Annotated in this window: 21 protein-coding genes; 5 read left to right on the top strand and 16 right to left on the bottom strand. The window is 72.7% G+C overall.

What is annotated here, in order from left to right:
* Positions 1-25 precede the first annotated feature (25 nt).
* Positions 26-784, bottom strand: coding sequence for a type III pantothenate kinase (locus AB0B85_RS06050; RefSeq protein WP_357404064.1), 759 nt, complete (start codon positions 782-784; stop codon positions 26-28).
* Positions 785-902: 118 nt separating this feature from the next.
* On the opposite strand from AB0B85_RS06050, the gene AB0B85_RS06045 reads away from it, so the two are divergent.
* Positions 903-1,994, top strand: a complete 1,092-nt coding sequence (locus tag AB0B85_RS06045) for a hypothetical protein (protein ID WP_357404062.1) — start codon at positions 903-905, stop codon at positions 1,992-1,994.
* Positions 1,995-2,012: 18 nt separating this feature from the next.
* Here the strand turns inward: AB0B85_RS06045 and nadC are convergent, their stop codons facing one another.
* From nadC to AB0B85_RS06010, 7 genes are all read right to left on the bottom strand, one after another.
* The gene (gene nadC, locus AB0B85_RS06040; protein WP_357404060.1) at positions 2,013-2,909 is read right to left on the bottom strand and encodes a carboxylating nicotinate-nucleotide diphosphorylase; all 897 of its coding nucleotides are present in this window, start codon (positions 2,907-2,909) and stop codon (positions 2,013-2,015) included.
* Positions 2,906-4,600, bottom strand: coding sequence for an L-aspartate oxidase (locus AB0B85_RS06035; RefSeq protein WP_357404058.1), 1,695 nt, complete (start codon positions 4,598-4,600; stop codon positions 2,906-2,908). Before AB0B85_RS06035 ends, nadC begins: the two co-directional genes overlap by 4 nt.
* A gap of 99 nt (positions 4,601-4,699) precedes the next feature.
* Positions 4,700-5,596, bottom strand: a complete 897-nt coding sequence (locus tag AB0B85_RS06030) for a septum formation family protein (protein WP_357404056.1) — start codon at positions 5,594-5,596, stop codon at positions 4,700-4,702.
* A 96-nt stretch (positions 5,597-5,692) separates the two neighbouring features.
* On the bottom strand, positions 5,693-6,121 hold the full coding sequence (panD, locus tag AB0B85_RS06025) for an aspartate 1-decarboxylase (RefSeq protein WP_357404054.1): 429 nt from the start codon (positions 6,119-6,121) through the stop codon (positions 5,693-5,695).
* A 12-nt stretch (positions 6,122-6,133) separates the two neighbouring features.
* Positions 6,134-7,012, bottom strand: a complete 879-nt coding sequence (panC, locus tag AB0B85_RS06020) for a pantoate--beta-alanine ligase (RefSeq protein ID WP_357404052.1) — start codon at positions 7,010-7,012, stop codon at positions 6,134-6,136.
* Positions 7,009-7,965: a Rossmann-like and DUF2520 domain-containing protein gene (locus AB0B85_RS06015; RefSeq protein ID WP_357404050.1), complete on the bottom strand. Its 957-nt coding sequence runs from the start codon at positions 7,963-7,965 to the stop codon at positions 7,009-7,011. Before AB0B85_RS06015 ends, panC begins: the two co-directional genes overlap by 4 nt.
* 124 nt (positions 7,966-8,089) lie before the next feature.
* The gene (locus AB0B85_RS06010; protein ID WP_357404048.1) at positions 8,090-8,665 is read right to left on the bottom strand and encodes a TetR family transcriptional regulator; all 576 of its coding nucleotides are present in this window, start codon (positions 8,663-8,665) and stop codon (positions 8,090-8,092) included.
* Positions 8,666-8,783: 118 nt separating this feature from the next.
* Here AB0B85_RS06010 and AB0B85_RS06005 point away from each other — a divergent pair, with 118 nt between their 5' ends.
* From AB0B85_RS06005 to AB0B85_RS05995, 3 genes are all read left to right on the top strand, one after another.
* Positions 8,784-9,695 carry an SDR family oxidoreductase gene (locus AB0B85_RS06005; RefSeq protein ID WP_357404046.1) on the top strand — a complete coding sequence of 304 codons (912 nt, stop codon included), beginning with the start codon at positions 8,784-8,786 and terminating at the stop codon, positions 9,693-9,695.
* 67 nt (positions 9,696-9,762) lie between these two features.
* On the top strand, positions 9,763-10,974 hold the full coding sequence (locus tag AB0B85_RS06000) for an SAM-dependent methyltransferase (protein WP_357404044.1): 1,212 nt from the start codon (positions 9,763-9,765) through the stop codon (positions 10,972-10,974).
* On the top strand, positions 10,971-12,158 hold the full coding sequence (locus AB0B85_RS05995; protein WP_357404043.1) for an NADH-quinone oxidoreductase subunit D: 1,188 nt from the start codon (positions 10,971-10,973) through the stop codon (positions 12,156-12,158). The genes AB0B85_RS06000 and AB0B85_RS05995 overlap by 4 nt, the downstream gene beginning before the upstream one ends.
* 18 nt (positions 12,159-12,176) lie before the next feature.
* On the opposite strand, the gene AB0B85_RS05990 is transcribed toward AB0B85_RS05995, so the two are convergent.
* From AB0B85_RS05990 to AB0B85_RS05975, 4 genes are all read right to left on the bottom strand, one after another.
* Positions 12,177-14,006 carry a hypothetical protein gene (locus tag AB0B85_RS05990; protein ID WP_357404041.1) on the bottom strand — a complete coding sequence of 610 codons (1,830 nt, stop codon included), beginning with the start codon at positions 14,004-14,006 and terminating at the stop codon, positions 12,177-12,179.
* Positions 14,007-14,114: 108 nt separating this feature from the next.
* Positions 14,115-15,119 carry a glycine betaine ABC transporter substrate-binding protein gene (locus tag AB0B85_RS05985; protein ID WP_357404038.1) on the bottom strand — a complete coding sequence of 335 codons (1,005 nt, stop codon included), beginning with the start codon at positions 15,117-15,119 and terminating at the stop codon, positions 14,115-14,117.
* 201 nt (positions 15,120-15,320) lie between these two features.
* On the bottom strand, positions 15,321-16,061 hold the full coding sequence (locus tag AB0B85_RS05980; protein ID WP_357404036.1) for an ABC transporter permease: 741 nt from the start codon (positions 16,059-16,061) through the stop codon (positions 15,321-15,323).
* Entirely contained in the window at positions 16,058-16,744 is a 687-nt protein-coding gene (locus AB0B85_RS05975) for an ABC transporter permease (protein WP_357404034.1), read from the bottom strand. Before AB0B85_RS05975 ends, AB0B85_RS05980 begins: the two co-directional genes overlap by 4 nt.
* 2 nt (positions 16,745-16,746) lie before the next feature.
* Here AB0B85_RS05975 and AB0B85_RS05970 point away from each other — a divergent pair, with 2 nt between their 5' ends.
* Positions 16,747-17,751, top strand: a complete 1,005-nt coding sequence (locus AB0B85_RS05970) for an ATP-binding cassette domain-containing protein (protein ID WP_357404032.1) — start codon at positions 16,747-16,749, stop codon at positions 17,749-17,751.
* 72 nt (positions 17,752-17,823) lie between these two features.
* Here the strand turns inward: AB0B85_RS05970 and AB0B85_RS05965 are convergent, their stop codons facing one another.
* The 4 genes from AB0B85_RS05965 to AB0B85_RS05950 form a co-directional block, all read right to left on the bottom strand.
* Positions 17,824-18,330 (bottom strand): hypothetical protein, encoded by a 507-nt coding sequence (locus tag AB0B85_RS05965; RefSeq protein ID WP_357404030.1) that lies wholly within the window; start codon positions 18,328-18,330, stop codon positions 17,824-17,826.
* Between the two features lie 53 nt (positions 18,331-18,383).
* Positions 18,384-18,692, bottom strand: a complete 309-nt coding sequence (locus AB0B85_RS05960) for a hypothetical protein (protein WP_357404028.1) — start codon at positions 18,690-18,692, stop codon at positions 18,384-18,386.
* A 53-nt stretch (positions 18,693-18,745) separates the two neighbouring features.
* Positions 18,746-19,978, bottom strand: coding sequence for an ABC transporter permease (locus AB0B85_RS05955; protein ID WP_357404026.1), 1,233 nt, complete (start codon positions 19,976-19,978; stop codon positions 18,746-18,748).
* Between the two features lie 119 nt (positions 19,979-20,097).
* A complete protein-coding gene (locus AB0B85_RS05950) occupies positions 20,098-20,637 on the bottom strand; it encodes a DUF3180 domain-containing protein (RefSeq protein ID WP_357404024.1) in 540 nt (179 codons plus the stop codon).
* Positions 20,638-20,650: the final 13 nt, after the last annotated feature.

Here is a 20,650-nt window from a genome sequence, read left to right as displayed (position 1 = left end):
GCGGCGGTCCCCCTTCGGCCGGGGTTCACAGGTTGCGGTCGTAGACCATCCGCAGGCCGATCAGCGTGATCATCGGCTCGTGGTGGGTGATTGTGCGACATTCGTTGATCACCAGGGAGGCCAGACCGCCGGTGGCGATCACCGCCTTCACCTCCCCCAGCTCCTCGGTCATCCGCTCGACGATGCGGTCCACCTGCCCGGCGAACCCGAAGTAGAGGCCGGCCTGGAGACACTCCACGGTGTTCTTGCCGATCACCGAACGGGGTTTGGTGGCCTCGACCTTGCGGAGCTGGGCCGCGCGGGCGGCAAGTGCGTCGAAGGAGATCTCGATGCCCGGGGCGAACGCCCCGCCGAGGAACTCGCCCCGGCCGCTGATCACGTCGAAGTTGGTGGTGGTGCCGAAGTCCACGACGATCGACGGCCCGCCGTAGAGGGAGTACGCGGCGAGCGTGTTCACCACCCGGTCCGCGCCCACCTCCTTCGGATTGTCGATCGCCAACTGCACCCCGGTCCGCACGCCCGGCTCGACGATCACGCTCGGCAGGTCGGCGTAGTAGCGGCCGAGCATGGTGCGCAGCGAGCGCAACGCGGCCGGCACCGTCGAACAGGCGGCCACGCCGGTGATCTCGACGTTGTCCCCGGCGAGCAGCCCCCGGAACATCAGGCCCAACTCGTCCGCCGTCGAGCGGGCATCGGTCTTGATCCGCCAGGAGTGCACGAGCTTGTCGCCGTCGAAGGTCGCCAGCACGGTGTTCGTGTTTCCGATGTCGATGCAGAGCAGCACGCACGCAGCCTAGACAACGACCGTACGGGCGGGTGCGGACCGGGCGACGGACCGTATCCTTGTTGTATCGCGACATGAGCATGGGTCGATCCACGGCGCGGCCGGACGGGGAGCTGACATGTCGGGGACGTGGTGGGTGCGGGGCCGCAACACCCTGCGTCGGCGTCGACGACACGTGTTGGTGCTCGTCGCGTTGGCCGGCGGCGCTATCTGGATGATCGTGCAGGCCTGGCGGGCGTCAGTGCGGGCGAGCGACAGCTTCGTCGGCGACCTCTACCTCAACATCGGCGCAGCTCTGATCATGACGCTGCTGACGTACGTGGTGCTCAACCCGCTCTTCCGTGAACTCCAGACGGTGAGCATCATCGAGCATCCCCGCCTGGACCGGGACGCGCTCATCGAACGGGTCGCCCAGTCCCGGGAGATCGTGGCCATCCTGGAGACCTGGACCAGCATGCTGGAAGGTCCGTACGCGGCCCGGTTCGTGACCGCCTTACGCTCCGCGCTCGCCAACGGCGCCGTCGTCAAGGTGTTGCTGCTCGACCCGGACTCGCCGGCGGTCCGCCTGCGCGGCGAGGAGCTGCGCCGGCGGGACGCCTCGGTCGCCATCCTCAACAACCTGTGGCACCTCGCCCGGCTCAGCGAGGAGCTGCCCGAGTCGGCCCGCGCCCGGCTCCAGGTCCGGGTCTACAGCGCCGCCCCCTCGGTGCAGATGTACCGCTGGGACGGAAAGGCGTTCATCTCGTTCTTCCCGGTGCAGGGCAGCACCTTCGACACCCAGCAGATCGAGGCGTTCGTCTCGACCCCGCTCGGCGAGTTCGTCGACGACCGGTTCGCCGAGCTGTGGGACACCGCTCCGCTCGAGGACCTGGCGGCCTGCCTCACGCTGCGACTCTGCCTGCGGCAGGCCGGTCGGGACCTGGAAACCTGCGACGCCCTCTACGTACGCTCCGACGGCGACTGGTACATCGCCGGGACCGACCTGGTGCGCAACGTCGCCCGGCACGGCCTGGCCGGGCTCAGCGTCGTGCTGGACCGGCCCGAGGCGGCCGGCGAGATCTTCGCCATCGGTGAGGCCGACGAGCTGCCGCCGGAGATCTACAACCGGGTGTTGGAGCTGTTCCGTGCCAAGTACGGCCTGGACGGCCGGCAGGACACCGAGAACCGGGTGATCTTCAACCTGGCCGCCAGCTCGCTGACCACCGTCTGAGCCGCCGACCTCAGTCCGCTACCCGGTCCGCAGGTCGAGCGCGATGTCCAGGATCGGCGACGAGTGCGTCAACGCCCCCACCGAGAGGAAGTCGACGCCGGTGGCCGCATACCGGCCCGCCACCTCCAGGGTCAGGCCCCCGGTGGCCTCCAACTCGGCCCGGTCACCCACGGCGGCCACCGCCTCGGCCAACACCTCCGGCGTCATGTTGTCGCAGAGCAGGAAGTCCGCACCGGCCTCCACCGCCTCGACCGCCTCGTCGACGGTGGTCACCTCGACCTGCACCGGCACCTCCGGGAACGCCGCCCGGACCCGCCGGTACGCCGCAGTGATGCCGCCGGCCGCGAGCTTGTGGTTGTCCTTGATCATGGCCACGTCGTAAAGGCCCATCCGCTTGTTGGTGCCCCCGCCGGCCCGCACCGCGTACTTCTCAAGCGCCCGCAGGCCCGGCGTCGTCTTCCGGGTGTCAAGCACCATCGCCTTCGTGCCGGCCAGCGCGTCCGCCCAGGCCCGGGTGTGGGTGGCCACCCCGGACATCCGGCAGAGCAGGTTCAGCGCCGTCCGCTCGGCCGTCAACAACAGCCGGGTCGGGCCGGTCACCGTCGCCAGCACGTCGCCGCGGGCCACCCGCGCACCGTCGCGGGCCACCACCGACACCTCGACGGTACGACCGAAGCCGGTCACCTCGCCCACCAACTCGAACACGGCCGCGGCCACGGCCAACCCGGCCAGCACACCATCCGCGCGGGCCACCAGGTCGGCGGTGTCGGTCTGCTCCGCCGGGATGGTGGCCACACTCGTGACGTCCAGGAAATCGGGCCCCAGATCCTCGACCAGCGCGGTTTCGATCACCTGCCGCACCTGCGTCGGGTCCAACCCGGCCGCCCGCAACGCCACCTCTGTCGACCCGGTCATGAGTTTCCCTCCCACTGTTGGTCCACCCGGCCCGCCGCCCCGATCGACCCGACGAGGTGGCCCAGCCACCGCTCGTCGGCCGTCGGGAAGTCCTCCCGCCAGTGGCAGCCCCGGGTCTCGCCACGCGCGTACGCGGCGGCGACAAGCGTCGACGCCACGGTGAGCAGATTCGTCGCCTCCCAGTCGGACGTGCGGGGCCGCCCCCGGGCAGCGCCCAACTCCCGCAGCGTGCCGGCCGTCCCGGCGAGCGTCGCCGCCGACCGGAGCACCCCGGCTCCCCGGGTCATCGCCCGTTGCAGGGTCGGCGTCGCCTCGGCGGGCAGCACCCAGCCCGCGCCCCCGCGCCAGGCCCCGGTGTCCGCCGGCTGGATCTGCTCGGGCAGCCCGACGGCGATGTCCTCGGCGATCCGCCGGGAGAAGACCAGCCCTTCAAGCAGCGAGTTGCTGGCCAGCCGGTTCGCGCCGTGCACCCCCGTACAGGCCACCTCGCCGCAGGCGTACAGGCCGGGAATCGAGGTGCGACCGCGCAGATCGGTGCGGACCCCACCGGAGGCGTAGTGGGCGGCCGGCGCCACCGGGATCAGCTCGTTCGCCGGGTCCACACCGATCGCCAGGCAGGACGCCACGATGGTGGGGAACCGACCGGCCAGGAAGTCCCCGCCCAGGTGCCGCGCGTCGAGGAAGACGTGGTCCGCGCCGGTGGCCAGCAACACCCGGTGGATGCCCTTGGCCACCACGTCCCGAGGTGCCAACTCGGCCAACTCGTGCTGGCCCACCATGAACCGCTTGCCGTCGGCGTCCACCAGGTACGCGCCCTCCCCGCGCAGCGCCTCGGAGACCAGCGGCTGCTGCGCGTGCCCGGCGCCCGGCACTCCCGCGCCGGGCGGGGTGATCAGCGCGGTCGGGTGGAACTGGACGAACTCCACGTCGGTCACCGCCGCGCCGGCCCGCATCGCCAGCGCCACCCCGTCGCCGGTCGAGACCGCCGGGTTGGTGGTGGCCGCGAAGATCTGCCCCATCCCGCCGGTGGCAAGCACCACCGCCCGGGCCAGCAGTGCGCCGACGCCGTCCTCGCTGCCCTCGCCGAGCACGTGCAGGGTGATCCCGCAGGCCGGGCCGAGCCCGTCCGGGCCGTCGCCCGGCGCGCGCAGCAGGTCCAACACCAGGGCGTGTTCGACAAGCCGGATCCACGGGTCGCGCTGCACCGCCGCGTGCAGGGCCCGCTGCACCTCCGCGCCGGTGGCGTCACCACCGGCGTGCACGATCCGGTCCGCCCGGTGCCCACCCTCCCGGGTCAGCATCAACGAGCCGTCCGGATGGCGATCGAACTCGGCGCCGATGCGCATCAGCTCCCGCAGCCGGGTCGGGCCCTCCTCGACAAGCACCCGGACCGCCGCCGGGTCGCAGAGCCCGACCCCCGCGATCTCGGTGTCCCGGGCATGGGCCGCCGGGGTGTCCGTCGGGTCGAGCACGGCGGCGATGCCGCCCTGCGCCCACCGCGTCGAGCCGTCATCGATGTTGACCTTGGTTACCACCGTGACGTGCAGGCCTGCCTCCCGCAGGTGCAGCGCCGCGGTCAACCCGGCCACCCCGGAACCCACAACGATCACGTCGGTGGTCTCCACCCAGCCGGGCGCGGGCGCGGCCAGCAACGCGGGCAGGGCCGGCAGGTCGACGGTCGGAAGGTCCATCCCCCCAGTCAACCCGAACCGTCCTCGCTCGGGGCGGCGGGGGCGGGACGAGTGTTTTGGGCTACCCCGTCCGGCGCCGCGCCGGCCGTCAGCCCGTTGTCACTTCGTCCGGACCGGCAGACCGGCCGGGCCGGTGCCCTTCAGCGAGGCGGTCACCGTACGGTCGCTCAGCCACAGATAGCAGCGGACCCCCCGATCACCGACCCGCCACCGCCCCGCACCCGGCGGGCGGACCACCAACCCACTGCGAAAGCGCAGGTGGACGTCGTCCGGCACCCCCACATAGCGGCCGAGGGCGCTGCGGCAGCCGGTGTAGAGCGGGGCCCAGTCGGCGTCCCGGGTCGGGTACGCCATCTCCGGCGCGCGCCACACCCCGACGAACTCGGCGTCGTGCCGTGTGGCGCACGGCACCGGAACCAGTGTCTGCACGCCCGCGCCGGCCGCGGTGCGGGTCTGCTGGCAACCGAGCCGCAGCCCGGTCGCACCCTTCAACGCGTCCCGCAGGCTGCCCGAGCGGACCACCACTGTGGCGGCGGCCTCGACAGTGGTCAGCTCGGTGAGGTCACACCGGAACCACCGGGAACCGGCCGCCCAGCCCGGCCCGGAGGGCAACGCCACCGACAGTCGTAGCCGGCCGGCGCGCCAGTCGTCGCCCACGTACCCGGTCGCCCGGGTGTCGCACTCGGTGAACGCGCCCCGCAACTCCGCCGAGCCGCCCGCCGGCGCGCTCGGCCGCTCGGCCGGGAACGTCCCCACATGCACGGTTTCCAGCCGGTGTGGGCCGGCGCAGTCCACCGGCTCGTAGGCGGCAAGGGTGACCACATCGGTGAAGTCGGCGGCCTGACAGACCCCGGCGGCCGGCGTGAACGCCGTCGGCTGCGGCAGCGCCGCCCAGTCGTCGGTCAGGTCACCGTCCAGGCCGCCCGACCCGGCGCAGCCCACCAGCAGCACCGCCGTCACGACAGCGGCGAACACGGTAGTCCTGGCACTGCGCATAGCGGCCTCCCCCAGCCACCTACCGGCTTCCGCCAGCGCGCCAAGGGTAACCGGGAATGACCTTCCGGTAACAGACCGGAAGCACGTCGTGCGGGATCAGACTCCGGACATGGCCAGCGGGCTGGGCACCGGGTCACCGACCATGCCGGGTGCCACCGATGCCGGGTCGGCGCCCAACTCGATCACCCGGTTGTCGGCGTCCACGTGCACCACCCGCGGCTGGTACGACCGGGCCTCGGCGTTGTCCATCTGCGCGTACGAGATCAGGATCACCAGGTCACCGGGGTGCACCAGGTGCGCGGCGGCACCGTTGATGCCGATCACGCCGCTGCCCCGTACGCCGGGAATCACGTACGTCTCCAGTCGTGCACCGTTGGTGATGTCCACGATCGCCACCTGCTCGCCGGGGAGCAGGTCGGCGGCGTCGAGCAGGTCCTCGTCCACCGTCACCGAACCGACGTAGTGCAGGTCGGCCTGGGTCACCGTGGCCCGGTGGATCTTCGACTTGAGCATGGTCCGCAGCATCGGGGTGGCCTTTCACAAAGAGGTGGCGGGTGGTGCGACCCGGTCCGGGGCGGGAGCGAGGTGGATCGCCGCGTTGTCGATCAAGCGGGTGGCGCCCACCCACGCGGCGATCACCAGCCGCGCCGGCCCGGTGACCGGCCCCGGTTCCAACTCGGGGTCGGTGAGCACCAGGTAGTCGAGGCGGGCGCCCGGCGTACCGGCACCGAAAGCGGCGTGCGCGGCGGTCAGCACCGCGCCCGCGTCCAGACCGTCCGCGGCGGCCCGCGCGCCGGCCCGCAACGCGGCGGACAGACTCAGCGCCGCGGCCCGCTCCGACTCGCTCAGGTAGCGGTTGCGACTGGACAGCGCCAATCCGTCCGGCTCCCGGACGGTCGGCACGCCGATCACGTCGACCGGGACGTCCAGGTCCCGGGTCATCCGCCGGACCAGGGTGAGCTGCTGGTAGTCCTTCTCGCCGAAGAACGTCAGGTCCGGCCGGGTGAGCTGGAGCAACTTCAGCACCACGGTGAGCACCCCGTGGAAGAAGCCGGGGCGGCTCGCGCCCTCCAACTCCGCGCCGAGCGGGCCCGGGTCGAGGCGTACCCGGGGCTGGCCGTCCGGATACATGTCCGCCACCGACGGGGCGAAGACGAGATCCGCGCCCGCCCGCCGGCACACCTCCAGGTCGGCGTCGAGGGTGCGCGGGTAGCGGTCGAAGTCCTCGTTCGGCCCGAACTGCAACGGGTTCACGAAGATGGTCACCAGCACGTGGTCGGCCTGTTCCCGGGCCGCGCGCAGCAACGTCTCGTGCCCGGAGTGCAGGGCGCCCATCGTCATCACCACCCCGACGGTGCCCTTCAGCCCGGCCCGGGCCTCGGCCAGCTCGGCGCGCGAGTGTACGAGTTGTGTCATGCGGCCACCTCCCGGGCGGTGTCGGCGAGTACGCCGAGCAACGACTGCGCGTCCACCGGCCGCAGCCGACCGGCGGCGATCGCCCGGTCGGCGGTACGCCGTGCCAACGCGAGATAGGCGGGGACGGATTCCGGTGCGGTGTCGGCCAGCCGGGCCAGGTGCCGCTGGACGGTGCCCGCGTCACCCCGGGAGACCGGGCCGGTCAACGCGTCGTCACCGAGCCGCAGCGCATTTTCCAGGGCGGCCCGCAGCAGTGGGGCGAGCACCTTCTCCGGCCGGGTCACCCCGGCGTCACGTAGCCGGTCGGTCGCCTCGTTCACCAGGGTCACCAGGTGGTTCGCGCCGTGGGCCAGCGCGGCGTGGTACAGCGGACGCGCCGACTCGTCCACCCACTCGGGCACACCACCCAGGTCGGTGACCAGCCGGGCGGCCAGCGCACGTAGCTCCGCCGGGGCGGTCACCCCGTACGAGATACCTGCCAACCGGGGCAGGTCGTCCGGCGTACCGGTGAAGGTCATCGCGGGGTGCAGGGCGAGCGGGCGGGCACCGACGGCGGCGGCCGGCGTCAGCACGCTCAGGCCGTGCGCGCCGGAGGTGTGGGCGACCACTTGGCCGGGGCGAAGTGCCTGCCGGTCGGCGAGGTCGGCCACCACACCGGCCAACGCGTCGTCCGGCACAGCGATCAGCAACAGGTCCGCGGCGGCCTGGGCGACGGCGGTGGCCGGGCGGCGGGGCACCTCGGGCAGCAGGAGGGCGAGGCGGGCCCGGCTGGCCCCGGAGTCGCCGGTGACGGCGACCACGCGGTGCCCGGCGGCGACGAGTGCGGCGCCCAGGACGGCACCGACCCGACCGGCGCCGAGGACGCCGACGGTGAGCGGGCGGGAGGTGGCGGGGAGGCCGGGCGCGGCGGACCGGGGTTGGTCGGCCGGACGCGGGCGCAGCGGTGCGCTCATGACAACGATCCAGTCCTCGAGAAGGGGTACCGGTCGATCGCAAGTATGCGCCCGGCCCGTCGAACCAGGACAAGCATGTGTGAAAACGTTCACCACCGACGGAGGGGTGCGGCGCTTACCACGGTCAGGGCGTGGACCCCGGGGCCGACGTGATCGCGCGGAGTTCGGCGGCCACCTCGGTGATCAGGTCGGCGAGTGAGGCGTCGCTGTCGGGTGCTAGCCAGCGCGCGTACGCGACCCGGAAGACCGTGGCGCCGGACTCGGTGGCCAGCGTGGCAGCGCTCGCGCCGAGGCCCTTGGCCCGCAGGGCGGCGGTGACCGCGGCCACCAGCGAGCCCGTCTTGCGTAGCTCGCGCTCCTGCAGCTCGGGGCTGCTCTCGATGATGGATTGGCGCATCCGGACGAATTCGAGGCGGTCGGCGAAGACGTCCACAGCCACCTGACGGAAGCCGGCCACGACCGCCTCGAAGGGGGCCCCGCCCGTCTCGGTCACCACCTTGACCAGGATCTCCTCCAGCTGTTCGCTGCCGCTGAAGAGCACCTCCCGCTTGTCGCCGAAGAGCCGGTAGAAGGTGCGCTTGTCGAGGCCGGCCCGGGCGGCGACGTCGGCGACGGTTGTCTGTTCGAAGCCGCGCTCCTGGAACAGCTCGAAGGCGGCCGCCGTCAGGCGGCCGCGTGCGTCCGGTTGCCAGCGGGCCATCCGCCGATGGTATCCGATGTCACACGGCGACATTATTTCCGGCCGGTCCATGTCATCTTGCGACATGGCGAGCTACGGTCATGTCGCAGGATGACATCACTTCCTCGGAAGGAACACAATGCGCGTATTCGTCACAGGTGCCTCCGGCCACCTAGGCTCCGCGGTCGTGCCGGCACTGCTCGCCGCCGGACACGACGTCGTCGGCCTGGCCCGCTCCGACACCTCCGCCGCCGCGATCGAGAAGCTCGGCGCTCAGGCACACCGCGGCGAGCTGACCGACCTCGACGTGCTCCGGGAAGAGGCGGCCGCCGCCGACGGGGTGATCCACCTGGCGTTCCGGCACGACCTCATGGTCAGCGGCGACCTGGCCGGCGCCGCCTCGGCCGACCTGGACGCCCTCGCCGCGCTCGCCGACGGTCTGGCCGGCTCCGGCAAGCCCCTGGTCGGCACGGGTGGCACCGCCATGCTCGTGATGGGCGGCGTCGTCGGCCGTCCCGGCACCGAACGCGACATCTTCGACGGCGGCGGCTACCGGATCGACGCGGAGAACTTCGTGGCCGGCCTCGGCTCGCGCGGGGTGCGCGGCTCCGTCGTCCGGCTCGCGCCCACAGTGCACAGCTCACTCGACCACAACGGCTTCATCACCGTCATCATCGCGGCGGCCCGGCGCAACGGCTACGCCGCGTACGTCGGTGAGGGCGCCAACCGGTGGCCGGCCGTGCACACGCTCGACGCGGCCCAGCTCTACCGGCTCGCCCTGGAGCAGGCCCCGGCCGGTGCGCGCCTGCACGGAGCCGCCGACGAAGGAGTCCCCTTCCGGGAGATCGCCACTGCCGTCGGCCGCAACCTCGACCTCCCGGTCCGTAGCATCAGCCCCGCCGAGGCGAACGACTACTTCGGCTTTCTCGGGCAGTTCGCCCAACTGGACAACCCCACCTCGTCCGCCATCACCCGTGAACTGCTGGGCTGGACCCCCACCCACCCCGGCCTGATCGCCGACCTGGACGACGGGCACTACTTCCGGGCCTGAGGCAGGAAGCCGCCCGGCGGGGACCGTAGGGTCGGCACGGCTACCCATGCCGACCCTGAGGAGGACGATGTCGATCCGGTGGCGGGACGCGATGGGCCACGCCCTCTACGGACCGGGCGGCTTCTTCGTGGCCGGCGGCGGGCCGGCCGCCCACTTCCGGACCAGCGTGCACGCGTCCCCGGCCTTCGCCACCGCTCTGCTGCGCCTGCTCACGCAGGTCGACGCCGCTCTGGGGCAACCGGCACGGCTCGACGTGGTCGACGTGGGGGCTGGGCGGGGGGAGTTGCTGCGGGCGCTCGCCGGGGGCGTGGTGGGGGTTTCCGGGGAGCCCACCCACTCCGGGCGGTCAGGCTTGATCCCTGCGTGGGCGGGCTCCCCGGAAACCCCGACTTCCACGGCCTCCGTCCGTCCGTTGGGCGGGGAGCCGTCGTCGGTCACCGTTCGTCAGTCGCTTGCGGAACGGGTTCGCTTCACAGCTGTGGAGTACGCCGAGCGCCCCGAGAACCTGCCCGAAGAGATCAACTGGACAGCTGAGATTCCCGAGGGGATCACCGGACTGTTGATCGCTAGCGAGTGGTTGGACAACGTCCCACTCGACGTGGCGGTGCACACCGCCGACGGCTGGCGATACGTGCTCGTCGACCCCGAGAGCGGCGCGGAGACGGTCGGTGAGCCAATCAGCCCCGACGACCTCGACTGGCTGACGACCTGGTGGCCCCCTCCCGCGAGCTCGTCCCACGCGGACCCTGATCTGACCTCGACCGACGCGACAAGCGGAAGCGAGTCGGGTTTCCGGGCAACCCCCAGCAGTGACCACCCACGAGCCGAGATCGGCCGAACGCGCGACGACGCCTGGGCGAGCGCGGTCCGAAAGATGGAACGCGGGCTCGCGGTGGCGGTCGACTACGGGCACCTGAGAGAGGGTCGACCGGTGGACGGGACGTTGACCGGTTACCGGGGTGGGCGGCAGGTGCCTCCGGTGCCGGACGGGTCGAGTGATGTCACAGCGCACGTGGCCATGGACTCGGTCGCCTCCGCTGGTGCACAGGTCGCCCGGTGTGCGTACTCCCTGGTCTCGCAGCGGGAGGCGCTGCGGGCGCTCGGGGCCGACGGCGGCCGACCGCCGCTGAGCCTGGCCGGCACCGACCCGGCGGGGTACGTGCGGGCGCTTGCCGCCGCGTCGGCGGTGGCCGAGCTGACCGACCCGGCCGGGCTCGGCGGGCACCTGTGGCTGCGCCAACCGGTCGGCATCGTGCACGAGCCGGCCGTGGCACGATGACGGGCATGACCACCGACGCCGGGGACCTCCGTGAACTGACCGTCGGCACCGGGGCCGGCCTGGTCGCCGGCACCGGCGACCAGCAGCTCGGCACCGACATGGTGCTGAACATCGGCCCGCAGCACCCCTCGACGCACGGTGTGCTGCGGCTGAAGCTGGTGCTCGACGGTGAGCGGGTGGTCTCCTGCGAACCGATCGTCGGTTACATGCACCGGGGCGCGGAGAAGCTGTTCGAGGTGCGCGACTACCGGCAGATCATCGTGTTGGCCAACCGGCACGACTGGCTCTCGGCGTTCTCCAACGAGCTGGGTGTGGTGCTCGCTGTGGAACGCCTGATGGGCATGGAGGTGCCGGAGCGGGCCACCTGGCTGCGGATGGCCCTGGCGGAGCTGAACCGGGTGCTGAACCACCTGATGTTCCTCGGCTCGTACCCGTTGGAGATCGGGGCGATCACGCCGATCTTCTACGCCTTCCGGGAACGGGAGACCATCCAGGCGGTGATGGAGGAGGTCTCCGGCGGCCGGATCCACTACATGTTCAACCGGGTGGGTGGCCTCAAGGAGGAGGTGCCGTACGGGTGGACCGGCCGCGCCCGCGCGGCGATCGGCGAGGTACGCCGACGGCTGCCCGACCTGGACCACCTGATCCGCCGCAACGACATCTTCCTGGCCCGCACCGTGGGCGTCGGTGTGCTCACCGCCGCCGACGCCGCCGCGTTCGGCGCGTCCGGGCCGGTGGCCCGCGCCTCCGGGCTCGACCTGGACCTGCGCCGCGACGACCCCTATCTGGCCTACGACGAGCTGGACGTGCCGGTCGTCACCCGCACCGCCGGGGACTGCCATGCCCGCTTCGAGGTGCTGCTCGACCAGGTGTACGCATCGCTCGACCTCGCCGAGCAGTGCCTGGACCGGGTGGACCAGCTGACCGGCCCGGTCAACACCCGGCTGCCGAAGGTGCTCAAGGCACCCGAGGGGCACACGTACGCCTGGACCGAGAACCCGCTCGGCATCAACGGTTACTACCTGGTGTCCCGGGGTGAGAAGACGCCGTGGCGGTTGAAGTTGCGGACCGCGTCCTACGCGAACGTGCAGGCGCTGGCCACCCTGCTGCCCGGCTGCCTGGTGCCGGATCTGATCGCGATCCTCGGTTCGATGTTCTTCGTGGTCGGCGACATCGACAAGTGAGCCGGACGGCCTGACCGCTCAGCGCCAACGGTCGCCGGGCGGGGTGCCACCGGCACGCGGTACGTCGTCCTGCGGTGGGTAGCCGTAGCGCTCGTCGACCCGGCGCCGACCGGTCCGCTCCGGCACGGGTTCGGCCTGGTGACCGCGCGGACGCGGTGGGCGCCACTCGTCCGGCACCGGAACACCGCCCGCCGGCAGCGCCGGCAGGTCCGCCGGCTCGCCCCGGTGGTACGACTCACGCTCCGCCTGCCGACGTGGCTCCCCGTAGCGCTGCGGCGCCTCGCGCTGGCGCGGCCCGTCATGCTGGCGCGGTTCCTCGTAGCGGCGCGGTTCCTCGTAGCGGTGCGGTTGCTCGTGCTGGCGGGGTTCCTCATGGCGGACCTCGGCCCAGCGGTCGGCCACCCGGTACTCGGTGCCGGTGGCGTCGGCGCGCACCTCGGCCCGGCGTTCGCCGACCCGCAGCTCAGTGCCGTTCTCGTCGTCGCGGACAGTTGCCCACCGGTCACCGGCCCGCAGCTGGGACCAGTACTCGCCCGTGTCGTCGGCCCGCAGGGCCGGCCCGGGCTGGGGAGCGGTCGGACCCGCCGGAGCGCGCTGTGCCGACCAACCGCTGTCGTCCGGGCTGTCCCAGGAGCCCGACGGTGGCCGCTCCGGCGCGTGGTGCGACCTGGCGGCCGGGTCAGGCTCGTCGGGTTGGGCGTACGTGTCGCGCGGATCGGTCCACTCCGGCTCGTCGTGGCGGCCCGTCCAGCCCGGCTCGGCCCCGTCGGCGCCGTGCCGGTCGGCACGCCGACCCGACGCCTGCCGCCCGCCGCTCCACTCGGGCTCCCCAGCGGTCGGCGGCTGCGGCCCCCACGCGCGCTCGCCGGGGCGGGACCGGTCGTCGTCGGGGCGTCGGTCGTCGTCGTACCCGGCCCGGGGCCGCTCCGCGGGCTCACCTCTCGGCCGGCCGGCCGAGCGGGCACGCTCATCCGCGCCGCCGCCTCGGGTCCACTCCTGCGCCGGTGGGGTCCACCGGCCCGGGTATTCGCCCTCGTAGCGCCCGGTCGGCTCGGCCGGCCCGCCGTCCACCACCGTGTGCCGGGTGGTGACGTGCACGGTTTCGGTGTGCCGGACGACGCCGACCGGCCGGTGTGCCGGCTCGGGGCGGTCGTGTTCCCGAGGACGGGCTGAGCCGTACACGGCGTCGGCCGGGCGCGCGGCGCCGTACGTTCGCGCGGTCGCCCGCGGCTCGGCGGGCTCCCGCGGGTAGGCGGGTTCGTCGTCGTGCGGGTGCGGAGCCCGGCCCCGCCGGGACGCGTCATCCGGGCCGGACACTCGGGCCCGGCCCGGCGGTGCGTCCCCCGGCGCCTGGACGCGACTCCGGGCTACCGGCGTGTTGTCCACCGGCGGCTCGACGCTCGGCACTCGTGCCCGGCCGGGGCCCGGCGGTTCCGCGACGGGGGCGGCGGCAGCGACGGGGGCAGTACCGGCGAGAGCGGCACCGCTGGCGTCCAGCCGGCGGCGGATCGCGGCGATCCCCTCCTGGGCCCGGTGTGCCTGGTCGAGCGCCTGGCTGCCGCGCTGGGTGGCGGTCGAGATCTCGGTACGCAGCTCCCGGCGCAGCTCCTCGATCTCGTCGAGCAGCTCGTCGGCTCGCGCACCCTCGCCGTCCGGTCGCAGTGCGATGGAGAGGCCGATCAGCACCACCGCGACGATGGCGAGCACCGCGGCGAAGCGCAGCGGGCCGTTGCCGTCGGCGACCAGCAGGATCAGCGCCGCCACCGGGGCGAGCGCGACGCCCGCCCAGAAGAGCACGGTCAGCAGCGATGGTTGACGCCGGGCGTCGGAGGTGGCCGGGGCTGGCATGGATGTGCAGCCTACCGACGAGCTGCGCCGGAGGGAACGGGGTCCCGGGACGCGCGGACGCCCCCGCCCGATCGGGGCGGGGGCGTCCGTAGCAGGCCCAGAACGGGCTCAGTTCGTGGCGAACGCGCCGTCCGAGGAGAAGATCAGGCCCACGCTGATCGAGCCGTCCCGCAGACCGCTCTTGGTGAGCGGCCCGCCCTGGTCCAGCGAGGAGAACTTGCCCACCGACAGCCCGTACGTCTTCTCCAGGCCCGGCTTGCAGAACGGGCGCTGCTCGCACTCCGGCGGGCCACCCAGCACCGTCGCGCTGCCGGAGCACTTCGCGGCCAACTCGGAGAGGGTCCGCACGCCGTACTTGTCGGCGAACGCCTGGGTGACGGCGAAGGCGTTCTGGTCCTGGGCTGCGGCCGGGGCACCGAAGGTGATGCCGACCTTGTCGCCCTGGGCCTTGAGCGCGGTGACAGTGCTGTTGATGTCGGGCGAGGAGATCGGCGGCGGAGTGCCGCCCTTGTCCTTGGTGTTGAGGAACTCGGCCATTGTCGCCGCGTACTCCGGGACGACCTGGATCTCGCCCTTCTGCAACGCCGGCTCGTACAGCTCGCGGTTGCCGATCTGCTGCACCTTGACCTGGTAGCCGGCTGCGGTGAGCGCGATCCGGTACAGCTCGCCCAGGATCTGGCTCTCGGCGAAGTTGCCGGCGCCCACAGTGATGTCGCCGCCCGGTCCCTTGGCGATGCCGTCGGTGAGGTTGTTGGCGGCGGCGAACTCCTCGGCCGCCACCCGTGGCGTCTTACGCTCGTCGTTCACCGCCTTGTTGAGCTGGATCAGTTTCGGGGTGTCGAGCGCGGCGGAGACCTTGTCCAGTGCGGCGATCAGTTGCGGGTTGGCGACCTTGCTGTTGACCGCGGGGATGACGTTGTCGGAGTTCTGGAGCTTCTTGTCGTCCTGCAGAGCGATGAGCTGCTGGCCGGCGACCGGGGCGCATCCGGCGCCGGAGGCGCCCTGCTGCGGTGCGTCGGTGCCGGACGAGCCTTCCTTACCGCATCCGGTGAGGAGCGCTGCCCCGGCGACGGCGCCGATTACGCCGATCGCCAGCCGTGTACGTGCGCGCATGTGCCCGCCTTCCGTGTCCCGGCGCGGCCCGTCCCGGGCCGGCCGCGTGTCCGACGGACGAGCCTGACTGTTGGCCGCCCGCGAATATCCACCCAACATGCTCCGCAACCGACCGACAACTCAGGATGGACTTCGTCACCTCATCGTCACCGATCGGCCGGATGTGTGCGGTCGGCTCGACCCAGGGCTCACCCGGACGGGTCAGGCCCGCCCGGTGGCGTCCGCGGGCCGGGGCCGCTGCGTTCGTTGCCGTCCGCGCCGCAGCGGACGGGGAGTGACAAGGCGTTCGACCCCACCGAGAACCACCTCGGCGAGCAGCGCCAGCCCGGCCACCAGCACACCGCCGGCGACGATCTGCCCGCCACCGGCCGCGATGCCGATCCCGAAGCCGGTCCTGATGATCTGGCCGAGGCCGCCGCCGTTGACGAACGAGGCCAGGGCGGCGGTCGCGATCACCTGGACCGCGGCCGTCCGAAAGCCGGCGGCCAGGTAGGGCACCGCGAGCGGCAACTCGACGCGGCGCAGCAGCTGCCCGCCGGACAGGCCCATCCCCCGGGCCGCGTCGCGGGCCTCCGGGTCCACCTGTCGCACCCCGGTGTACGCGTTGGCGAGCAGCGGCGGCACGGCGAAGACGGCAAGCGCCACCACTACCGGCGTCCGTCCGAAGCCGCTGGCGAAGGCCACCGGCAGGATGGTGAGCAGCGCCAGGGTGGGGATGGCCAGGGTGGCGTTGGACACCAGCACCACCAGGCCACCACCTCGGCCGAGGTGCCCCAGCCAGAGCCCGAGCGGCCAGGCCACCAGGCAGCCGAGCGCCACCGCCAGGGCCGAGATCGTCAGGTGCTCACCGAGCCGGTCCAGCATGCCGCCCGGATTGGTCCAGTTCAGTGGGTCGTTGATCCAGGTGATCGCCTGGCCGATCGGATTCGCCGCGACGGTCACCGTGCGCTCCGGGTGGACCAGGGGGTCACCAACCGGGCGACCAGGACGAGCAGGAGGTCGAGCACTACCGCGAGCGCCACGCAGAGCAGCGCGGCGGTCATGATCTCCGCCTTGTAGAGGTTGTTCTGGAAGCCCGCGAAGATCAACTGCCCGAGGCCGCCATGCCCGACCAGCACCCCGACTGTGACCAACGCCACCGTCGAGACGGTCGCCAGTCGCACGCCGGTCACGATGCCCGGAAGCGCCAACGGCAGGTCGATCCGGAACAGCCGCCCCCACCGGCCGTACCCCATCCCCTCGGCGGCCTCGCCGACCTCCGGGGGCACCTGGTTGAGGCCGGCCACCACGTTGCGCACGATCAACAGCAACGCGTAGAGGACCAGCCCGACCAGCACGGTGGTGGTTCCGGTGCCCAGGTAGGGCGCGATGAACGCGAAGAGCGCCAACGACGGGATGGTGTAGACGACCCCACTGACAGCGAGGATCGGACCGGCGAGCGGCCGGAACCAGTACGCCAGCACGGACAACGGCAGCGCGATCAACACGGCGAGCAGCACCGCCCGCCCGGTGAGGGAGGCGTGTTCGCGCACGGCGGCGAGGATCGTGTCAGAGTTGTCCCGCACGTACTGCCAGGAGAACCAGGGGTTACCCGGGTCGGCCCGGTAGCTCAGGCGGAAGGACATACGTGGACGTTACCCCGGAGGCTGCCGACGCGGCCCGATCCCCTCGCGCGGCGTCGATCTCCCTACAGGGCATCAAGAAGCGCTACCCGAACGGCACCGAGGCCGTCCGGGAGCTCAGCCTGGACGTCCGGGCCGGCGAACTGGTGGTGCTGATCGGCCCGTCCGGCTGTGGCAAGTCGACGGTACTGCGCATGATCAATCGCCTGATCGAGCCGACCGCCGGCCGGATCACGCTCGGCGACGAGGACGTCACCGACGTCGACCCGGTGCAGCTGCGCCGCCGCATCGGGTATGTGATCCAGAACGTCGGCCTTTTTCCACACCAGACGGTCCGGGCCAACGTGGCCACAGTGCCGGGCCTGCTCCGGTGGCCGAAGCGGCAGACCCGGGCCCGGGTCGACGAGTTGCTCGACCTGGTCGGCCTGGACCCGGCCCAGTTCGGGGGCCGCTACCCGCACGAGCTCTCCGGTGGCCAGCGGCAACGGGTCGGGGTGGCCCGCGCGCTCGCCGCCGACCCGGTGGTGCTGCTGATGGACGAACCGTTCTCGGCCGTCGACCCGATCGTCCGGACCCGCCTGCAGGAGGAGTTCCTCCGCCTTCAGGCCGAGGTCCGCAAGACGACGGTCCTTGTCACCCACGACCTCGACGAGGCGGTCCGGCTCGGCGACCGGATCGCGGTCCTCTCCGAGGGCGGGCACCTGGAGCAGTACGACACGCCGGCCGCGCTGCTCGGCGCACCGGCCACCCCGTTCGTCCGCGAGTTCGTCGGAGCCGACCGGGGCATCCGCCGGCTGGCGGTGACCCCACTCGACCGGGAGTCATTGGAGCCCGTACCCGGCGACGCCGCCGCGGACCTGCCCACCGTGGCACTTGACGGCACCGCCTACGACGCGCTGGCCGTGCTGCTCACCTCGGGACGGGACCAGTTGGTGGTGACCGACGCCGGCCGACCGGTCGGTGCCCTCAGCCGACACCGCCTGCTCGAGCTGGGCCGACCGACGAACTGACCCGACGCCCACCGGGCCGCCACCGTCGGCGGCCCGGTCCCGGCCACCCCCGCCCGACCGCCTCGGACCAGGTCAGGCGCGACCACCAAGGCTGGCGGTGCCGATGATCCACCCGGTGAGGAAGCCGTAGCCGGCGCCCGCGCTGGCGTCCTGCAACGCACCGAGCAGCGACGGATCCGGGGTGAGCACCGCCGCCAGCACGGCGGCCAGCCCACCGGCGAGCACGTACGCGGCCCAACCGGACAGAAACTGGCTCACCGGGCTGGGCACCCGGGCCACCTGCGCGGCGGGCAACAGGTAGAGCAGGGCGACCGCGAGGACCACGAGCAGCACGGCCCGCAGGTCGGCGGCGAACAACCCGCCGGCCTGCCCGTCCGCGTCCAGCCGCCAGGCCGGCCAGGCGAGCAGGCGCAGATAGTAGGCGCCGGCCGACTCCGGGTCGGTCTGGGTGGCAGCCCAACCGGTGTACGCCGGACTGCCGCAGATCCCGACCAGCAGCAACACGGCGAGCGCGCCGGTGCCGGCGGCGGTGCCGTAGCGGCTGACCCGGCCGGAGCGGTGCAGGAACGACGACGCCATCCGTCCAGGCCCCGACCCTGTCCTTCGGGCGGACCTGGGCTGCCCCGGGCGGTTCAGTGCTTCAGCAGGTAGTCGATGAAGGCGGCCCGCAGCAGCGGCGCGGACTCCTCGTAACCGTGACCGGTCAGCTCCCGCCACAGCGCGTTGGCCTCGTCGATGGTCGGGCCGATCGAGTTCGGTGCGCCGTCCAGCACCGTGGCCTCGTCCGCGTTCGGCAGGTGCCGCAGCACCGACCAGTAGAACTTGACGTCCCGCCGCTCCCGGGCCAGGGCGAACGCCCGCTCCCGCAACTCCTCGGTGGGCAACGCGTCAAGCTCGGCGAACGAGGTTCCGCCGGGGGTGGCGGCAGGTGTGTCGGTCATGTCGCCGAGCCTAACCGTCGAGATCAGCTCCGGCTCGGCGGACGTCACCCTGATCACCGCTCGTCGGCGTCCCACCGGCGCGGGCCGTCCTCCCACCGCGGATCCCGCCAGGGGTCCACGGGTTGCGGTGCGGCAGGCGTCGGCAGTGTCGGCGGCCAGTTCTCCACCGACTGCGACTGCGGCATGGTCCACCCGGTGCTGATCGTGCCGTCGGTGACCGGTTCGGGTCTGTCGGTGCTGCCCGGCCGGGGCCGACCGAACGTCTCGACAAGCCGGGTGACGAGCAACCCGACACCGAGCGCGGCGCCACCCACCGCCCAGGTGCTCAGCGTCCAACCACGCTCCGGCGCGTACGCCTGGAAGACGGTGACCAGGCTGACCGCCAGCAACGTGCCGAACACACCGCCGCGACGCCCGTACGCGCTGGTGCCGGCGAGCAGGGCCACCCCGATCGCCAGGATCGTCCAGTCCAGCCCCGAGGTGGGCGTTACGGACCCCGGGTCCGTGGCCGTCCCGGAGTGGTTGGCGGCGATGAGGACACCGGCGAGGGCGGCCATCACTGTCGAGCTGACAAGCGCGACAGCGGTGACGACGGCGGCCACCGCGCCACGCCGACGAGCCGGGTCGGTGGTCGGCCGGTACCGGCCGACAAGTCGGCGGATCGCCCGGACCGCGCCGAACAGCCCGCCGAGGACGGCCACCGCCGCGAAGCCGGCGAACAGGTATCCGGCACTGCGCCCCGGGTCGTAGTCGCCCTGCACCAGCACGGGCGCCGAACGGCGTTCGATGAACACCACCACCCCGGCCGCACCGGCCAGGCTGGCTGCCCACCCCGGCACGTGCAGCAGCACCACGGTCAGCGCCAGCGCGAGCCCGCCAAGCGCGGCGAGCGCCACGGCCGGGCCGACCGACGCCGGCAGACCCCGATCACCCTGCTCGGCGTAGTGCAGGGCGGCGGCGACCGCGACCGGCCCGACGGCCAGGTTCGGTGCCGCCGTACGCAGGCTCAGCCCGGCGGCCAGGGCGAGCAGCCCCAATCCGACCGCGTCGACGAGCAGGGTGCGCAGGTTGTCGGCGCGCAGCAGGCTCTGATCCTCCTGCCAGAGCAGCCAGCCCACTGCCGCCACGCCGGCGAGCAGCAGCACCTCCCAGACCACCTGCACGCCGAGCCGATCCCGGCCGGGATCACCCTGCGTGGGGTCGTCGAAGACGTTCTCCAGGACGGCGGCGGGCACACCGGACGAGAGCTCGGTCGAGCGGTCCCGACCCGCTTCTTCGTAACCCATCACGCCGCCTCCCCAGTGGCCGACCGTCCCAGGTCCGGCGCGCGGACGGACCGGGGGTGGGCCTTGCTCTCCGATCGCAGGCACCGTACCCGCGCTCGGAGCCGGGCGTAACCCCCTGCTCAGCGCTGGCCGGGACGGCTCTCCCGTGGGTCCTGCTCGTGGTCGTCGTCCGGGCGCTCCGGCACCCGGCAGGAGCGCTCCAGCCACAGCGCGGCACCAACCAGAGCCAGCGAGGCGAGCAGGCCGCCGCCAGCAGCCGGTCGATCGTCCAGGGCCGCGCGGGTGGTTTCCATGAACAGCCAGCCGGTCAGCCCCGCGTAGAAGCCGGCGAAGATGGCCGCGGCCAGCGCCGACGCCTTGGCCAGCACCACCAGCCGGGCAACCAGCAGCGGGTCGACCGGGTCCCGGCCGGGCTTGCGCTCGATCCGGCCCCGGGTGTTGATCGCGGCGTACCCCTCGAGCACGGCGAGCCCGGCCAGCGTCACCACCGGCAGCCAGGGCAGCCTCGGGATGCCGCTGTAGTAGAGGCTGCTGATCAGCAACCAGGCCACCGCCGCGGCGGCCAGTGCGGCGACGACAAGTGTCGAGATCCGGGTGGGGCCCATCCGGGAGCGGTCCGGGCCCGACCCGCCCGGTGGTGGGGACTTCGCCTGCGTCATGCCGGCCGGCTCC

The sequence above is a fragment of the Micromonospora sp. NPDC049044 genome (assembly GCF_040649215.1).
GTDB lineage: Bacteria > Actinomycetota > Actinomycetes > Mycobacteriales > Micromonosporaceae > Micromonospora.
The sequence above is the reverse complement of the archived record's forward strand: the minus strand, read 5'-3'. Positions and strand labels throughout refer to the sequence as shown.

Excerpts from the sequence above, each read along its gene's own strand:
- AB0B85_RS05985 (WP_357404038.1), bottom strand. The coding sequence starts at position 15,119 with ATGCGCGCACGTACACGGCTGGCGATCGGCGTAATCGGCGCCGTCGCC.
- AB0B85_RS05965 (WP_357404030.1), bottom strand. The coding sequence starts at position 18,330 with ATGGCGTCGTCGTTCCTGCACCGCTCCGGCCGGGTCAGCCGCTACGGC.
- AB0B85_RS05990 (WP_357404041.1), bottom strand. The coding sequence starts at position 14,006 with ATGCCAGCCCCGGCCACCTCCGACGCCCGGCGTCAACCATCGCTGCTG.
- AB0B85_RS05960 (WP_357404028.1), bottom strand. The coding sequence starts at position 18,692 with ATGACCGACACACCTGCCGCCACCCCCGGCGGAACCTCGTTCGCCGAG.
- AB0B85_RS06010 (WP_357404048.1), bottom strand. The coding sequence starts at position 8,665 with ATGGCCCGCTGGCAACCGGACGCACGCGGCCGCCTGACGGCGGCCGCC.
- AB0B85_RS05955 (WP_357404026.1), bottom strand. The coding sequence starts at position 19,978 with ATGGGTTACGAAGAAGCGGGTCGGGACCGCTCGACCGAGCTCTCGTCC.
- AB0B85_RS05975 (WP_357404034.1), bottom strand. The coding sequence starts at position 16,744 with ATGTCCTTCCGCCTGAGCTACCGGGCCGACCCGGGTAACCCCTGGTTC.
- AB0B85_RS05995 (WP_357404043.1), top strand. The coding sequence starts at position 10,971 with ATGACGGGCATGACCACCGACGCCGGGGACCTCCGTGAACTGACCGTC.
- AB0B85_RS05950 (WP_357404024.1), bottom strand. The coding sequence starts at position 20,637 with ATGACGCAGGCGAAGTCCCCACCACCGGGCGGGTCGGGCCCGGACCGC.
- nadC (WP_357404060.1), bottom strand. The coding sequence starts at position 2,909 with ATGACCGGGTCGACAGAGGTGGCGTTGCGGGCGGCCGGGTTGGACCCG.
- AB0B85_RS06030 (WP_357404056.1), bottom strand. The coding sequence starts at position 5,596 with ATGCGCAGTGCCAGGACTACCGTGTTCGCCGCTGTCGTGACGGCGGTG.
- AB0B85_RS06035 (WP_357404058.1), bottom strand. The coding sequence starts at position 4,600 with ATGGACCTTCCGACCGTCGACCTGCCGGCCCTGCCCGCGTTGCTGGCC.
- panC (WP_357404052.1), bottom strand. The coding sequence starts at position 7,012 with ATGACACAACTCGTACACTCGCGCGCCGAGCTGGCCGAGGCCCGGGCC.
- AB0B85_RS06005 (WP_357404046.1), top strand. The coding sequence starts at position 8,784 with ATGCGCGTATTCGTCACAGGTGCCTCCGGCCACCTAGGCTCCGCGGTC.
- AB0B85_RS06000 (WP_357404044.1), top strand. The coding sequence starts at position 9,763 with ATGTCGATCCGGTGGCGGGACGCGATGGGCCACGCCCTCTACGGACCG.
- panD (WP_357404054.1), bottom strand. The coding sequence starts at position 6,121 with ATGCTGCGGACCATGCTCAAGTCGAAGATCCACCGGGCCACGGTGACC.
- AB0B85_RS06015 (WP_357404050.1), bottom strand. The coding sequence starts at position 7,965 with ATGAGCGCACCGCTGCGCCCGCGTCCGGCCGACCAACCCCGGTCCGCC.
- AB0B85_RS06045 (WP_357404062.1), top strand. The coding sequence starts at position 903 with ATGTCGGGGACGTGGTGGGTGCGGGGCCGCAACACCCTGCGTCGGCGT.